This is a genomic window from Streptomyces sp. NPDC016469, from assembly GCF_040632905.1.
Lineage (GTDB): Bacteria > Actinomycetota > Actinomycetes > Streptomycetales > Streptomycetaceae > Streptomyces.
On record NZ_JBEYCQ010000006.1, the window covers coordinates 222,864 to 238,153 of the forward strand.

16 protein-coding genes are annotated in these 15,290 nt (G+C 73.1%); 9 read left to right on the plus strand and 7 right to left on the minus strand.

Annotation, left to right across the window (positions count from 1 at the left end):
- Positions 1 to 39 precede the first annotated feature (39 nt).
- Entirely contained in the window at positions 40 to 1,530 is a 1,491-nt protein-coding gene (xylB, locus tag ABZ565_RS09085) for a xylulokinase (protein ID WP_361022434.1), read from the minus strand.
- A 229-nt stretch (positions 1,531 to 1,759) separates the two neighbouring features.
- Between xylB and xylA the strand changes: the two genes are divergently transcribed.
- Positions 1,760 to 2,929 (plus strand): xylose isomerase, encoded by a 1,170-nt coding sequence (gene xylA, locus ABZ565_RS09090; protein WP_361022437.1) that lies wholly within the window; start codon positions 1,760 to 1,762, stop codon positions 2,927 to 2,929.
- Between the two features lie 66 nt (positions 2,930 to 2,995).
- Here xylA and ABZ565_RS09095 read toward each other — a convergent pair whose 3' ends face one another.
- From ABZ565_RS09095 to ABZ565_RS09110, 4 genes are all read right to left on the minus strand, one after another.
- Complete coding sequence (locus ABZ565_RS09095) at positions 2,996 to 4,237, minus strand: ROK family protein (RefSeq protein ID WP_361022440.1); 1,242 nt, start codon at positions 4,235 to 4,237, stop codon at positions 2,996 to 2,998.
- 89 nt (positions 4,238 to 4,326) lie between these two features.
- Positions 4,327 to 4,977: a DUF305 domain-containing protein gene (locus tag ABZ565_RS09100; protein WP_361022443.1), complete on the minus strand. Its 651-nt coding sequence runs from the start codon at positions 4,975 to 4,977 to the stop codon at positions 4,327 to 4,329.
- On the minus strand, positions 4,974 to 5,654 hold the full coding sequence (locus ABZ565_RS09105; protein ID WP_361022446.1) for a DUF3105 domain-containing protein: 681 nt from the start codon (positions 5,652 to 5,654) through the stop codon (positions 4,974 to 4,976). The genes ABZ565_RS09100 and ABZ565_RS09105 overlap by 4 nt, the downstream gene beginning before the upstream one ends.
- 95 nt (positions 5,655 to 5,749) lie before the next feature.
- On the minus strand, positions 5,750 to 6,169 hold the full coding sequence (locus ABZ565_RS09110; RefSeq protein WP_361022449.1) for a hypothetical protein: 420 nt from the start codon (positions 6,167 to 6,169) through the stop codon (positions 5,750 to 5,752).
- A 116-nt stretch (positions 6,170 to 6,285) separates the two neighbouring features.
- On the opposite strand from ABZ565_RS09110, the gene ABZ565_RS09115 reads away from it, so the two are divergent.
- Positions 6,286 to 7,143: a phospholipid scramblase-related protein gene (locus ABZ565_RS09115; RefSeq protein WP_361022452.1), complete on the plus strand. Its 858-nt coding sequence runs from the start codon at positions 6,286 to 6,288 to the stop codon at positions 7,141 to 7,143.
- A 60-nt stretch (positions 7,144 to 7,203) separates the two neighbouring features.
- Here the strand turns inward: ABZ565_RS09115 and ABZ565_RS09120 are convergent, their stop codons facing one another.
- Both ABZ565_RS09120 and ABZ565_RS09125 read right to left on the minus strand, forming a co-directional pair.
- Positions 7,204 to 7,452, minus strand: coding sequence for a hypothetical protein (locus ABZ565_RS09120; RefSeq protein WP_361022455.1), 249 nt, complete (start codon positions 7,450 to 7,452; stop codon positions 7,204 to 7,206).
- Positions 7,413 to 7,967, minus strand: coding sequence for a VOC family protein (locus tag ABZ565_RS09125; RefSeq protein ID WP_361022457.1), 555 nt, complete (start codon positions 7,965 to 7,967; stop codon positions 7,413 to 7,415). Before ABZ565_RS09125 ends, ABZ565_RS09120 begins: the two co-directional genes overlap by 40 nt.
- A gap of 104 nt (positions 7,968 to 8,071) precedes the next feature.
- On the opposite strand from ABZ565_RS09125, the gene ABZ565_RS09130 reads away from it, so the two are divergent.
- From ABZ565_RS09130 to ABZ565_RS09160, 7 genes are all read left to right on the plus strand, one after another.
- Positions 8,072 to 9,751, plus strand: a complete 1,680-nt coding sequence (locus ABZ565_RS09130) for an FUSC family protein (RefSeq protein ID WP_361022459.1) — start codon at positions 8,072 to 8,074, stop codon at positions 9,749 to 9,751.
- Positions 9,748 to 10,254 carry a MarR family transcriptional regulator gene (locus ABZ565_RS09135; protein WP_361022462.1) on the plus strand — a complete coding sequence of 169 codons (507 nt, stop codon included), beginning with the start codon at positions 9,748 to 9,750 and terminating at the stop codon, positions 10,252 to 10,254. Before ABZ565_RS09130 ends, ABZ565_RS09135 begins: the two co-directional genes overlap by 4 nt.
- Before the next feature lie 354 nt (positions 10,255 to 10,608).
- Positions 10,609 to 12,219 (plus strand): ATP-binding protein, encoded by a 1,611-nt coding sequence (locus ABZ565_RS09140; RefSeq protein ID WP_361022465.1) that lies wholly within the window; start codon positions 10,609 to 10,611, stop codon positions 12,217 to 12,219.
- Positions 12,216 to 12,623, plus strand: coding sequence for a roadblock/LC7 domain-containing protein (locus ABZ565_RS09145; protein WP_018100234.1), 408 nt, complete (start codon positions 12,216 to 12,218; stop codon positions 12,621 to 12,623). The genes ABZ565_RS09140 and ABZ565_RS09145 overlap by 4 nt, the downstream gene beginning before the upstream one ends.
- Entirely contained in the window at positions 12,620 to 12,991 is a 372-nt protein-coding gene (locus ABZ565_RS09150; RefSeq protein WP_018100233.1) for a DUF742 domain-containing protein, read from the plus strand. Before ABZ565_RS09145 ends, ABZ565_RS09150 begins: the two co-directional genes overlap by 4 nt.
- Positions 12,972 to 13,586, plus strand: coding sequence for an ATP/GTP-binding protein (locus ABZ565_RS09155; protein ID WP_361022468.1), 615 nt, complete (start codon positions 12,972 to 12,974; stop codon positions 13,584 to 13,586). The genes ABZ565_RS09150 and ABZ565_RS09155 overlap by 20 nt, the downstream gene beginning before the upstream one ends.
- A 90-nt stretch (positions 13,587 to 13,676) precedes the next feature.
- Positions 13,677 to 15,227, plus strand: a complete 1,551-nt coding sequence (locus ABZ565_RS09160) for a cytochrome P450 (protein ID WP_361022471.1) — start codon at positions 13,677 to 13,679, stop codon at positions 15,225 to 15,227.
- Positions 15,228 to 15,290 lie beyond the last annotated feature (63 nt).

Genomic DNA, 15,290 nt, shown 5'->3' on the forward strand with positions numbered 1-15,290 from the left:
CGCGCGTACCTCGGGCGTACAGCGGCCCTTGACGGCCGATCAGCCGTTGCGGTCCCCGCCGAGCAGCGGCCCCGCCGCCCGTTCCAGCACCGAACCGACCCGCTCCCATGCCGTCAGATCCCGCTCCACCGCCTCCAGAAGCAGGTCATCGCCGGTGTCCCAGCCGGCGGCGACCGCCACCGGGTCCGCCCCCGTCGCCGCCGAAGCGGCGAGCGCCGCCGCCCCGAGCGCCACCAGCTCCCCGGCGCCCGGCACGATCACCGGCCGCCCCGACAACCGCCGTACGGTCTCCACCCAGACGCGCCCCTGCGCGCCGCCGCCGATCAGGCGCAGCGGCCGGCCCGCCACCTCGGGGTCCGCCGGGTCGAGACCGCAGGCCCGCGACAGCTCGTCGAGCGCCCGCAGCACGGTCACCACCGCGCCCTCGTAGGCGGCGCCGAGCAGTTGCTGCGGGGTCGTGTCGTGCCGCAGTCCGGTGAGGAGACCGGCGGCCGTGGGCAGGTCCGGGGTGCGCTCGCCGTCCAGGTAGGGCAGCAGGACCGCCTCGCCGCCGGGCACCGCGTCATTGCGGTCCAGGCCGAGCAGGGCCGCCACCTTGTCCACGGCGAGCGTGCAGTTGAGGGTGCAGGCCAGCGGCAGATACGTACCGTCCGCCGCCGCGAACCCGGAGAGCGCGGCCGACGCGGGCCTGGTCCGGGACGCCGCGAAGACCGTGCCCGAGGTGCCCAGGCTCAGCACCGGGTGGTCGAGCAGCCCGCCGCCGCCCAGGCCGAGCCCGACGGCGGCGCTCATGTTGTCCCCGGTGCCCGCCGCGACGGCGATCCCGGCGGGCAGGCCCAGCGCTTCGGCGGCCGCGTCCGTCAGCGAACCGATCCGGGCGCCACCGCTCGGCGCCACCTCGGGGAGCAGCGCGGGGTCGAGGCCGATGAGTTCCAGGAGCTCGGGGTCGTAGGCGCCGGTCGCGGTGGAGTACCAGCAGGTGCCCGAGGCGTCGCCCGGGTCGGTGACGGCCCGCCCGGACAGCCGCTCGGTCAGGAAGTCGTGGGGGAGGCGCACCGCGGCGGCCGCCTCGGCTGTCTCCGGCTCGTTCTCCCGAAGCCACTGCCACTTCGACGCGGTCATCGCGGCCACCGGGACCGAACCGGTGCGCGCGGTCCAGGCGTCCGGCCCGCCGAGCGCGGCGGTCAGGGCGGCGGCCTGCGGGGCGGACCGGGTGTCGTTCCACAGCAGGGCCGGGCGCAGCGGACGGCCCTCGGCGTCCAGGACGACCAGGCCGTGCTGCTGGCCGGCGACCGCGATGCCCACCACGTCCGTCGCGGCGATCCCGGACTCCTTCAGCCCGGCGGCGACCGCGTCGCGCAGGGCCTGCCACCAGACCTCGGGGTCGCTCTCGCGCGCACCGCCCTCGCCGGTGACCACGTGCGGGGCGCGGCCGACGGCGAGCAGCCGGCCGGTGGCGGTGTCGGTGAACGCCGCCTTCGTGGACTGGGTGGAGCTGTCCACACCGATGACGACGGTATGCGGCGGCATGGCTGACCTCATTCGCTGGTGTATTTGATCGTACGCAAAACAAATTACGTGATCGAACCCGTCCGGAACAGGCCCGGTCGCAGGTTCGCGGCGGCGGCTCGCGGATGTCTCCGCTCCTGGGGCTTTACGTCGCACGGGCTGCCCGTGCATGATTAGTCATGACAGTGAACAAATTGAGGTTCGGCCGACCGACCGGCTGCGGACCCACGGCCCTGAAGGCGGCACCACCATGACGGAACGCTTCGCACCGACCCCTGAGGACAAGTTCACCTTCGGCCTGTGGACCGTGGGCTGGCAGGGCCGCGACCCCTTCGGTGACGCGACGCGCGCCGCGATCGACCCGGTCGACTCCGTCCAGCGCCTCGCCGAGCTGGGCGCGTACGGCGTGACCTTCCACGACGACGACCTGATCCCCTTCGGCTCCTCGGACACCGAGCGGGAGGGCATCGTCAAGCGCTTCCGCCAGGCGCTCGACGCGGCCGGCCTCGTCGTCCCCATGGCCACGACGAACCTCTTCACGCACCCCGTCTTCAAGGACGGCGCCTTCACCGCCAACGACCGGGACGTCCGCCGCTACGCCCTGCGCAAGACCATGCGCAACATCGACCTGGCCGTCGAGCTGGGCGCCACCACCTACGTCGCCTGGGGCGGCCGGGAGGGCTCCGAGTCCGGCGCCGCGAAGGACATCCGCGTCGCGCTCGACCGCATGAAGGAAGCCTTCGACCTCCTGGGCGACTACGTCACCGAGCAGGGTTACGACCTGAAGTTCGCCATCGAGCCCAAGCCGAACGAGCCGCGCGGCGACATCCTCCTCCCCACCATCGGCCACGCCCTCGCCTTCATCGAGCGCCTGGAGCGCCCCGAGATGGTCGGCGTCAACCCGGAGGTCGGGCACGAGCAGATGGCCGGGCTGAACTTCCCGCACGGCATCGCCCAGGCCCTGTGGGCGGGCAAACTCTTCCACATCGACCTGAACGGCCAGTCCGGCATCAAGTACGACCAGGACCTCCGCTTCGGCGCCGGCGACCTGCGCCAGGCGTTCTGGCTGGTCGACCTCCTGGAGAACTCCGACTACGCCGGCCCGCGCCACTTCGACTTCAAGCCGCCGCGCACCGAGGACTACGACGGCGTCTGGGCCTCCGCCGCCGGCTGCATGCGCAACTACCTCATCCTCAAGGAGCGCGCCGCCGCCTTCCGCGCCGACCCGGCCGTCCAGGACGCCCTGCGCGCCTCCCGCCTGGACGAGCTGGCCCAGCGCACCGCCGAGGACGGCGTGGCCGGCCTGCTCGCCGACCGCTCCGCGTTCGAGGAGTTCGACGTGGACGCGGCGGCCGAGCGCGGCATGGCGTTCGAGGCCCTGGACCAGCTGGCGATGGACCACCTGCTCGGCGTCCGCTGACACACGGGCACGAAGAGGGGGCGGACGCGCAGCGCGTCCGCCCCCTCTCCCTTGCCTCCCTGCGGCTCAGGCCATCGCCGGACGCGCGTACGCCACCGGGTCGGCCAGCACATCCGTCATCACCAGCGCCGCCGCGCCCCGCGCCGCGTCCCCCGCGACCGACGACGCGCGCAGCCGGCCCCCGCCGGGCGCCCAGAGCCCGGACACCACCCGGCCCGTCAGCTCCTCGTCGGCCGGCGCGGCCAGCCACGGCATCAGGTTCCGGTAGATCCCGCCGAGCACCACCGCGTCCGGGTCCAGCAGGTTGACCGCCCCCGAGAGCACCCGCCCCAGCATCCGCCCGGCCTCCGCGACCGCGCCGACCGCCCGCCCGTCGCCCGCCCGCACCCGCTTCTCCAGCTCCGCGACACCGAGCCCGCCGCCCCCGTCGACCCCGGCCGCCCGCAGCAGCGCCGCCTGTCCCGCGTACTGCTCCAGGCAGCCGCGCGAACCGCACCGGCACTGCGGACCGCTCGGGTCCACCACCACATGGCCGATCTCCCCGGCGAAGCCGTGCGCCCCGCGCAGCAGCTCGCCGTCGATGACCAGCGCACCGCCCACGCCGATCTCGCCGGTCAGATAAAGGAAGCTGCGGATGCGCTCGAGGCCGCCGAACCACAGCTCGGCCAGGGCCGCCAGATTCGCCTCGTTCTCCGAGCGGACCGGCAGCTCCTGGTGGCCCGGGTGCTCGGCGGTCAGCGCGGCGGCGAACAGTTCCTCGGCCGGGACCTGGTTCCAGCCCAGGTTCGGCGCCTGGCGCACCGCGCCGCCCGAGACCAGGCCCGGCAGCGCCAGGGCCACGCCGACCGGGTGCAGGTCCTGCTCCCGTGCCGAGTCCAGGGTGCGCGCGGCGATCCGGGCCGCCCGTGCCAGCACCTCGGCGGGCGGGGTGCCCCGGTTGTCCAGGTGCTCGGTGAGGCGGACCCGGCCGGTGCCGGCCAGGTCGACCACGCACACCGACACGTAGTCGATGTTGACCTCGACCCCGAGCCCGGCCGGACCCGTGCGGGCCGTCTTCAGCGCGGTCCCGGGGCGGCCGGCCTGCCCGCTGAACGTCTTGCCGGACTCGGTCAGGAACCCGGTTTCGAGCAGCTGCTCGACCAGCGAGGAAACGGCGGCCCGGGTCAGCCCCACGCGCGCGGCGACACCGGCCCGGGTCGCCTCGCCCTCGCCCTCGTCGCGGACGGCCCGCAGGACGAGGCTCAGGTTGCTGCGCCGGACGGTGTCCTTGTCGGCCTTGGGCCCCAGCGGCGTGAGGTTGCTCTTCATATCGGACCTGAGCCTATGCGATTCCGTACGTCAGTACGGTCGCGATCCGGGCAAACCGGGCCCCGTGCGGTGGCGGGGCCCGGCTCGTCTCAGGAGGTGGACGCCCCGCGCTCCTTGAGCATGTCCGCCATGAGCGCGATCTCCGACTTCTGGGCCAGTGCCATGCCCGACGCCAGGTTCCTGATCTCCTTCGTACCCGCCGCCGAGGCCGCCGCCCGCGCCATCTCGGCTCCGGCCTTGTGGTGCGCGGTCATCAGCTTCAGGAAGCGGATCTCGGCGTCCCTGCCCTTGGCCGCCCGCAGCGCGTCCAGTTCGGCGTCGGTGGCCATACCGGGCATCAGCGCGCCGTCACCGCGCGGGGTGAAGGCGTGCCCCATCCACGCCATGGGCGGCCCGGGGGAGCTCTTCGCCCGTCCCCACATCTCCAGCCATCCGAGGAGCATGCCGCGCTGGTTGGCCTGGGTGTTGATGATGTCGAACGCCAGCCGGCGCACCGCCTCGTCCGAGGTGCGGTCGCGGACGAGGAACGCCATCTCGACCGCCTGCTGGTGGTGGACCGCCATGTCGCGTGCGAACCCCACATCGGCCGAGGACTCGGCCGGCGCGGACGCGGACGCCGCCGCCGCGGGCGCCGACGTCGAAGGGCGTACGAAGGTCAGCGCGATCAGGGCGAGCGCCAGCAGCAGCACCGCACCGCCGGCCAGCACCAGGGGCCGCGAGGTGCGCGGGGCGGCCGTCACTTGGCGATCCCGCCGGTGCAGGCGGCGCCCGGCTCCGGGGTCTGCGGGCCCTGCACGTACTTCGTGAAGAACTGCGCGACCCGGGCGTCGGTGGCGCTCTTCACCGTGAGCTGCTTCCCCCAGGCGCTGAGCATCAGCGGCGCCGCCTGGTCCTCCACCGGGCTCATCAGCGAGTACGGGGTGGACGCCACCCGCTCGTTCAGCTTCTTGAGGTCGGCGGGCTTCGCCTTGCTGGTGTACGTGACCCACACCGCGCCGTGCTCCAGCGAGTGGACGGCGTTCTCCTTCGGTATCGACTGGGTGTAGACGTCACCGTCGCAGTTCATCCACACCGGGTTGTGGTCGCCGCCGACCGGCGGGTTCATCGGGTAGTCGACGGTCTTCTCCACATGGTTCTGCGTGAGCTTGTCCCAGCTCTTCTCACCGGTGACGGGCGAGGTCTTGGCCTGGGCCTCGGCCTTGTCCTGCTCATCGGCCGCGTTCATCAGATAACCGCCCCCGACGACGAGGCCGGCGACCACCAGTACGCCGACGGAGAGCGTGATGATCCGGGAGCGGCGCTCACGGGCCCGCTCCTGACGGCGGGCCTCCTCCAGCTTGGCGCGGCGGGCGGCGGCAGTGCTGTTCTGCCTGCCGGTGTTCTGCTTGACGGTGTTCTGCTTGTCGGCGGGAGCCATGACGGGTCCTTCGGTTCATAGGATCGTGAGACGGACTGCGTACGGCAGGGGGAGCCGCCGCACCCGGGAACGGGCACGGGGCATCCCCGGCCGTCCTAGGTCCGCTGAACCTGAAGGCGCAGGGGGTCGACCTCGCCGACCGCGTCGTTGGAAGGACCCCGGATCGACTCGCCGCCGGCCGGAGGGCGGTGCGGGAGCAGCGCCACGGCCGTCGAGGGGACCGCCGCCGGGCCCGGCCGGGCGGGCAGCACGACGGGTGCCGAGTGCTCCGAGGCGTCGTGGCAGGAATCACCCACACCCCGGTCGCCGGGGGCGTCGGCCACCACGACCCGGACCACCGTGAGGTCGGTCAGCGTCGCGAGGGCCGAGGCGGGGGCGAACTCGGGGGAGGAGTGGGGGCGTACGGACTGGGGCGCGCAGCACGAGACGAGCGCGACCAGGACGAACAGCCAGGCGAGCACGACCGGCGCACCGGTGCCGCGCAGCCGCTCCGCCCCCTCGCTCACTCTGTTCATCCCGCACATCGTACGTGGCGCGTTGAAGTTTCAAGCAGTGCGCGGGGAGAAGCGGTGAACCTGTGGATCCATGGGCGAGCGGTTCGCTTTTGGCCATGGCGAGATAGTGTGCGCCGGTGACCACGCACTCGAACGTATCTGCGGGCTGGTATCCCGATCCGCACGGCGCCCCTCAGCTGCTGCGCTACTGGGACGGTTCCCGGTGGACGGAGCACACCCACCCCGCGGGCGACCAGGCCCAGGCTTCCGCTCAGCCGCAGCCGCAGCCGCAGGTCCAGATGCCGCAGCCGCAGCCGCAGGTCCACATGCCGCAGCAGCCCGCGGCCGTCCCCCAGCAGGGTGCCCCGCAGCACCCGCAGGGCGGCGCCCCCGGCGGCTCGCTCTTCGATCAGCAGGTCCTGGTCGTGAACCAGAAGGCCAAGCTGATCGAGCTGACGAACGAGTACAGCGTCTTCGACCAGCACGGCAACACCGTCGGCTCGGTCGTCCAGGTCGGCCAGGGCGCCATGCGCAAGGTGCTGCGCTTCCTGACCAGCGTCGACCAGTACCTGACCCATCGCCTTGAGATCCGCGACGCCTACGGTCAGCCGCAGCTGCTGCTGACCCGCCCCGCGAAGTTCATCAAGTCCCGGGTCGTCGTGGAGCGCCCCGACGGTCAGCCGGTCGGCGAGATCGTCCAGCAGAACGCCATCGGCAAGATCAACTTCGCGATCATGGCCGGCGGACAGCAGATCGGCGCGATCAAGGCCGAGAACTGGCGCGCCTGGAACTTCGCGATCGTCGACCACAACGACCAGGAGGTGGCCCGGATCACCAAGACCTGGGAAGGGCTCGCGAAGACGCTGTTCACGACGGCGGACAATTACGTCCTCCAGATCCACTACCAGCTGCCCGAGCCGCTGCTGAGCCTCGTGGTGGCGACGGCACTGACCGTGGACACCGCCCTCAAGCAGGACGCCCGCGGCCTGGGCTGAGCCCCGGGACCGCCCGTGCTCCCCGTGCGGGGGAGCGCGGGCTCTTCCGTGGGTGACGTCCTACTCCACGTCGGCGGCCCGGTGGACGCCGAACGCGGCGCCCTGGGGGTCCGGGACGGCGGCCACCCCCGGGCCGTACGGGATGTCCGTGGGCGGCATCAGGAGCTCACCGGCCGCGCCCCGCACGGCGGCAGCCGTCGCGGCGACGTCCTCGGAGGAGAAGGACGGCAGCCAGTGCGGCGGCACCTCCGGCGAGAACGTCTCGTCCATCACCAGCAGGCCGCCGAAGTCCTCGCGCCGACGCCGCACTGCGGATACGACTCCAAGACGCGGACGGACCGGCCGAACACCTCGGCGCAGAAGGGGAGCGCCCGGTCCCGCTCGCGGGTGAGCAGCTCGGCCCGGCCGAGCGTGCCGGGCGCGTGGAACAGGCCGGCCCCGGCGAACGCACGCCCCTGCCGGAACGAGAACGCCGCATCCGCCGGGTCCGCCACCACCGCGAACCTGCCCTGGTCGAAGACGTCCATCGGGCCGGCCGGCAGCGATCCGCCCGCCGCCGTCGCCCTCGCGACGGCCGCGTCCGCGTCGTCGGCGGCGAACGAGACCGTCCAGGCCGGCGGCCGGCCGGGCTGGCGGAGAGGGCTCAGTGCGGCGACCCCGGACTCCCCGAGCCGGGCGCTCGTGTAGCCGCCCGCCTCCTCGCGCGGATCGGTCTCGCAGCGCCGGCCGAACACGGCCGCGTAGGACGTCTTGGCCGCCGGTACGCCGAGGGTGCTCAGCCCGATCCAGCAGGGACCGCCGGGCGCCGGTGCGGTGCGCTTCACGCGGGCCACGCCCGGCCCGCGCGTCCGGAGCGGCCATCGGAGCGGCAACGGCGGCAATATCGATCCAGGTGTTTTACTTGTGTAATACCTGCTAAAGTATCTGGGTGAGTGATACAACCATCGAGTCCCGCCGGACCGCCGCCCGCAGGCTCCCGCTGACCGGCCCGCTGCGGCTGAACCGGCCGTCCGACATGTGGTTCAAGCCCGCTACCAGCGTCGTCGTGGCCACCGCGATACCCAACCTGGTGCTCCTCGCCTTCGGCCGGCTCGACCTGGTCATGTACACGATGGCCGGCTCGCTCTGCGCGCTGTACGGCCACAACCTCCCGTACGCCCGCCGTGCCGGCACCGTCGCCGGGGTCGTCCTCGGCATGACCGTCGGTCTCGGTGCCGCCCTCGTCGTCGCCTCGCTCACCGGATCGGCCGCCGTCCTCATCGCCGTCGGCGCGCTGCTGGCCGCCGGGCAGAAGCTGCTCTGCGACGCGACCCGGATCGGGCCGCCCGGACCGGTGATCTTCACCTTCGTCAGCTCCGCCGCCCTCTTCGTCCCCCAGACGCTCGCCCAGGTCCCCGGCCACCTCGCCCTGACCCTCGGCGCGGGCGCCGTCGCCTGGCTCGTCGCCGTCGTCGCCCCCGCGCTCGTCCGCCGCGACGGCCCCGAACGCCGCGCCACCGCCCGGGCCCTCGCCGCAGCCGCCGCGCACGCCGCCGACCCCGGCCACGCCACCCGCCGCGCCGCCGTCGCCGCCGTGCACGGCGCCTGGCAGACCCTCCTCGCCGCCGGCCGCCCCACCACGGGCCGCCGCGCCCTCGAACGCCTCGTCGTCCACGCCGAGACCTCGGTCCTCGCGGGCACCCCCGACCCCGCCGACGCCGGCCGCCTCCGCGAATGGGCCCGGCTCACCCGCGCCCGGGGCCCCGTGCCCACCCCGCCGCCCGCCCCCGGCACCGGCGCCGAACTCTTCGGCCTCGACGCCGAACGCACCGCCCTGGCCGGCCGCCCGCTCCGCGCGCTGCTGGGCCGCATGGCCCCCGGCTCCCCGCTCCTCCCGGTAGCCGCCCGCACGCTCGTCGGCTGCGCCCTCGCCGGGTACGTCTGCTCGGCCGTGGGCGTCGGCCGCCCGTACTGGGCGATCGTCACCGCCGCCTCGCTCTACCAGGCCAACGTCACGCTCTCCTGGAACCGCACGCTCCAGCGCACCCTCGGCAACCTCATCGGCGTCCTGGTCTTCGCCGCCGTCCTCCCGGCCGCCCGGACCGCCCCGCTCGCCCTCATCGGCTTCTGCCTCCTCTTCGGCTTCGCGGCCGAGGCGCTGATCACCCGCAACTACTGGCTCGGCTCCGTCGCCGTGACCCCGATGGCCCTCCTCGTCCTGGAGTACGCGGGCAGCCACCCGGCCGGTGAGCTGATCGGCGACCGGGTCCTGGACACCGTGATCGGCGCCGCCGTCGGCTTCCTCGCCGCCGTCCTGGTCACCAACCGCCGCGCCACCGGCCGCGTCGAACGCGCGCTGGCCGACGCCGAACGCGCCCGCGCCCACGCCGTGCAGGCCCTCGCCGCGCCCGAACCGGCTCCCGCCGCCCTGGACGCCGCCCGCCGCCGGCTCACCGGCACGCTGGTCGAGCTGCGCGAGGCGGACGACACCGCCGCCGGCGAATGGTGGCAGCCCGCCCTGCCCCGGGAGGCGGTGCTCGCCGCCGAGCAGGCCGGACACCGTACGCTCGCGGCGACAGCGAAACGGCAGGGGCTGCTCGTCCCCGCCCAGGAGAACGGAGCGGTGTGACCGACGACATCGTCGCCTCGGTGGTCCGGCAGTGGCAGGCCGTGAACCCGGAACTGGACACCGGGCCCATGGAGCTCATCGGCCGGATCAACCGCTGCTCCGCGCTGCTCCAACAGGCCGAGGACGCCCCGCTGCGGGCGGCCGGACTGACCCGCGCGGAGTTCGACCTGCTCGGAGCCGTACGCCGTACCGACCGGGAACTGACCCCCGGTGAACTGGCCCGGGAGACCTTCTCCTCCGGCGCCGCCGTCACCAAGCGGCTGCGGGTCCTCCAGGAGCGCGGCCTGATCGCCCGGCGGGGCGACGAGCGCGACCGCAGGGTCGCCTACGTCCGCCTCACCGACGAGGGCCGCGACCTGGTCGACGGACTGCTGCCCCGGCAGCTGGCGTACGAACGCGCGGTCCTCTCCGGCCTCGACGCCGAGTCCCGCGACCGGCTCAGCGCACAGCTCAGCGAGCTCCTGGTCCAACTGGAGGGGCGCATCGGCGGCACCCGCCGCTAGGGCCTGTCCGGCGGATCTTCCGGACAGGCCCTGGACGGCTCCGCCCAGCATCACTCGTACGAGCGCTCTCGTTCGTATGTGCCCATCTCTCACCCTGCGGGGCGATTCTTCCTTATTCCTCCACCCCGTCACTCCCCGCACACGCGCGAAGGCGGTGCGTGCAAAAACTCGTGAGCGTACTACCGCGGGAGCGCTCGCGCAGGGGGTTGGAGGAATGTGCGAAAGCACTGATTCGATCTGACTAAGCTCACGCGCAGTGAAGCCGAGTTGAGGTGAATTCGCGCGCTTGTTCCCTTCATTCACACAAGCGCCGAATCTCCGGAATACATCCCGAATCAACCGCCAGAGGTTCAGATGGCCCGTGTTGAATCACCGCCGGCCGGCCGGGAAGCCCCCGTCGCCCGCGCCCTGTTGCTTCCCGTCGTCGTGATGGCGGGGGCAACCGCCGCCGCGGCGGCGCTGGTTGCCGAGCCCGCGCGGATACCAGTCGTCTGGTGCGGAGCGGTCGCGACCGTCGTGGTCGCCGCGCTCGCCGTGGAGATCGCCCGCCGGGGCCGGACGATCCGCCGCCGAAACACCGAGTACCAACAGCGCGTCTCCGCCCTGGAACGGCGCATCGCCGAGCACGACGAAGAGACCGTCCGCATCAGCAAGGAGCTGCTGCCGTCGGCCATCCACCGTCTGCGCGTGGGCAATTCGCCCGACGAGGTGCTGCGCGCCGTGGTGGACTCCGACCCGGTCTACCGCCACCTGCCCGACTCCCAGCGCTCCCTCGTCTACACGGTGCTCGACATCATCGACAACGAGGAGGCGACCCGGGACTCCGCGCAGCGCGCCTTCGTCAACGTCGCCCGCCGCGTCCAGGCGATCGTCCACCGGCAGGCCAGTGAGCTGCGGGAGATGGAGGAGCACCACGGGCGCAACCCCGACGTCTTCGACGACCTGCTCCGCATCGACCACGGCACCGCGCTGATCGGCCGCCTCGCCGACTCCATCGCGGTCCTCGGCGGGGCCCGCCCCAGCCGCCAGTGGCCCAAGCCCGTCCCGCTGTTCAGCGTGTTGCGCGGCGCCATGTCGCGCATCCTGGAGTACCCGCGCGTCGACCTGCACTCGATCGCCAAGGTGGCCATCATCGGCACCGCGGTCGAACCGCTCATCCACGCCTGCGCCGAACTCCTCGACAACGCCACCCGCTACTCGCCCCCGCAGACCCGGGTGCACGTCACCGCAGTCGAGGTGCAGACCGGCATCGCCATCGAGATCGAGGACGGCGGCGTCAGCCTCAGCGAGGAGGCCCGCGCCCGCGCCGAGAACATGCTCGCCCGTGCCCAGGCCGGGTCCAGCATGAACGACCTCGGCGAGTCCCCGCGCCTCGGCATGGCCGTCGTCGGCCGCCTCGCCCGGATGTACGACCTCCAGGTCTCGCTGCGCCAGTCCGCGTACGGCGGCGTCCGCGCCGTGCTCATCGTGCCCCGCGCCATGATCACCACCGGCCCGGCCCCCGGCATCGCCCACGGCATCGGCGCCACCTCGCGGCCCACCAGCGACATCGACCTCGCCGACATGAAGCACGTCGTGCCGCCCCGCGGCAAGCGCCGCAAGCCCAGCCCCGTCGCCGCACGCCCCGCGACCGGCCCGGTGGTCTCCGAGCCCCGCCCGGCCACCCCGGCCGTCGCCATGCAGGACGACGTGCCCGTCGTGACCGAGTGGACCGCCGGCGGACTCCCGCAGCGCCGCAGCCGCGGCCGCGCCCCGCTCGGCTCGCACAACCTCCCCGCACAGGCCGCCGACCCCACCGCCGGCCGCACCAACGGCCACGGCCACGGCTACGGCCAGGACAACAGCAAGGAACCGCCCCCCGGCATCTGGCTGGAGGCGTTCACGAAGGCCGCCAACGGTGTGCCCCAGGAGCCCAGGGCCGGCGAAGACTCTGACGACGCGTGGGACAAGGGAGATCAGCGGTGATCCAGCAGCGGGGCAACATGGACTGGATGCTCAAGGAACTTGCCGACGACGTCCCGGACATCCACCAGATCGTCGTGCTCTCCGCCGACGGACTGCGCATCGCCCAGCACGGCGGCGACCCCGACGTCGCCGACCGGCTCGCGGCGGCCTGCGCCGGCCTCCAGAGCCTGGCGGCGGCCGTCGCCTCCGAGATCCCGTACAGCGACGGCCGGATGAGGCTCGTCGTCATCGAGGTCACCGGCGGCTTCTTCTACCTGATGGCCGCGGGCGCCGGCGCCTACCTCGCGGTGCTCGCCGGCGAGACGGTGGACGCCGGGCACGTCGGGGCGCGGATGCGCGACATGGTCGTACGCATCGGGGGCCACCTCACGAGCCCGCCCCGCCACGACGGGCAGGCCGGATGAACTCTCCCCGACGAGAACGCCGCAAGGCCGATCCGGCGCTGAGCGACCCGGAGAGGCTCTACGTCATCACCGGCGATCCCGACGGCAGCGAGCGGGCAGCGCTCGACCTGGTCACGATGATTGTCTCGAAGTCGGAGCCGTCCCCGACGGTCCAGCCCGAGCAGGCCGTGATCCTGCGGCTCTGCCAGGCCCCGTTATCCGTCGCCGAACTCTCCGCCTACCTCAGCCTGCCGTTCAGCGTGGTGACCTCACTCCTCACCGAACTCCTCGCCACCGGTCTGATCGAATCGCGCGCGCCCATCGTCCGCGCGACCCTTCCGGACCGTTCCCTCCTCGAAGCGGTGATGCATGGACTTCAGAAACTCTGACACGATCACGGGCCCCCGCAGCGAGGACGTCCTGCCCACCACGGCCACCGCCGCGGTGAAGGTCGTGATCGTCGGAGGGTTCGGGGTCGGCAAGACGACCATGGTCGGCTCGGTCAGCGAGATCCGGCCGCTGACCACCGAAGAGACGATGACGCAGGCCGGCGTCGGCGTGGACGACAACTTCGGCGTGGAGAGCAAGACCGCCACCACCGTCGCCATGGACTTCGGCCGGATCAGCATCAGCGAGGAGCTGATCCTCTACCTCTTCGGCACCCCCGGCCAGGAGCGCTTCTGGTTCCTCTGGAACGGCTTGTTCGAGGGCGCTCTCGGCGCCGTCGTCCTCCTCGACACCCGCCGGCTGGAAACCAGCTTCGACGTCATCGGACGCCTGGAGGAACGCGGGGTGCCGTTCGTCGTCGCCATCAACACCTTCCCCGACGCACCGAAGCACCCCGTCGAGGCGCTGCGCGCCGCCCTGGACCTCTCGGAAGAGGTCCCGATAGTCGACTGCGACGCCCGGCTGCGAGGCTCCAGCCGCGATGTGCTGATGACCCTGATGCGCTACCTGCACAGCATCGCCCTCCCGCTCGGCTGAGCCCTCCCGCGCACCCTTCCGAACCCGTTCCGCGCGTCCCCACCGCGCCCCCGACCGTCAGGCCCCCGAGGCCCGACCCCTGGAGCGATCGTGACAACCCCCTTCCCCTACGAGCACGGCCCTGTCCCGCCCCCCGAGTGCCCGGCCCACGGCCTGGGCGTCGGCCCCGGCGGCCTGCGCCGCCTCTACGGACCCGAGGCCGAGCAGGACCCGCACGGCCTGTACGAGAAGCTGCGCGCCGAACACGGCACGGTGGCCCCCGTCCTGCTGCACGGCGACGTGCCCGCCTGGCTGGTCCTCGGCCACAGCGAGAACCTGCACATGACCCGTACGCCCTCGCAGTTCTCCCGCGACTCACGCCGCTGGCGGGCCCTGCAGGACGGCAGCGTCGCCCCCGACCACCCGTTGGCGCCGATCTTCACCTGGCAGCCGATCTGCGTCTTCGCCGACGGCGCCACCCACGAACGCCAGCGCGGCGCCGTGACCGACTCCATGGCCCGCATCGACACGCGCGGCGTGCGGCGCCACGTCAACCGGTACAGCAACCGGCTCGTCAACGGCTTCTGCCGGGAGGGCCGCACCGACCTCGTCGCCGAGTTCGCCGAGCGGCTGCCCATGATGGTCATGTGCGCCATCCTCGGCATGCCGGAGGAGTACAACGACCGGATGGTCGAGGCGGCCCGCGACATGATCAAGGGCACCGCGACCGCCGTCCAGAGCAACGCCTACGTGGTCGGAGCGCTCACCCGTCTGGTCGAGCGCCGCCGCCGCGAACCGGCCGACGACTTCGCGACCTGGCTGGTCGAGCACCCCGCGAGCATGAACGACCAGGAGGTCGCCGAGCATCTGCGGCTCATCCTGATCGCGTCCTACGAGGCCACCGCCAACCTCATCGCCAACGTCCTGCGCATGGTCCTCACCGACCCGCGCTTCCGGGCCCGGCTCAGCGGCGGCCACATGACCGTCCCCGAGGCGGTCGAGCAGACCCTGTGGGACGAGCCGCCGTTCACCGCCGTCTTCGGCCGCTGGGCCGTCGGCGACACCGAACTGGGCGGGAAGCACATCAAGGCCGGCGACGCCCTGATCGTCGGCATCGCACCGGCCAACACCGACCCCGTGGTCCGCCCCGACCTGACCGCCAACATGGAGGGCAACCGCTCCCACCTGGCGTTCAGCGGCGGCCCCCACGAGTGCCCCGGACAGGACATCGGCCGCGCCATCGCGGACGTCGGCGTGGACGCCCTCCTGATGCGGCTGCCCGACCTGGAACTCGCGGTGGACGAGAAGGAACTGCGCTGGGTCGGCAACTTCATGAGCCGTCACCTGGTGGAGCTGCCCGCCGAATTCGCCCCCCGCTCCCCGCAGGACGACCGCGAGCCGCCGTCCATGGGCCGGCCCAACGCGGCCCGCCAGGACTGGGAGGTCCAGTCCGCCGTACGGCACACCGCCCCGACCCCCGTCCGGGCCCCCCTGGAGGGGGCCGAAGCGCCGTCGACCGCCGCCCCGGCCGGGGCGACCGCGACGGCCGACGGATCGGCGGACGCGCTGTCCGGAACCACCGGACGTGTCCCGCGCCAGCGCAAGCCCGGCGGGCCCGCCCGGCTCTGGCGCGTCGTGACCCGCTGGTGGAACGGCGACTGACACCGGAGCGGTCCCGGGGCGGCCCGGTGGACGGGGGCGACGACGCCCCTCGCCACCGGGCCG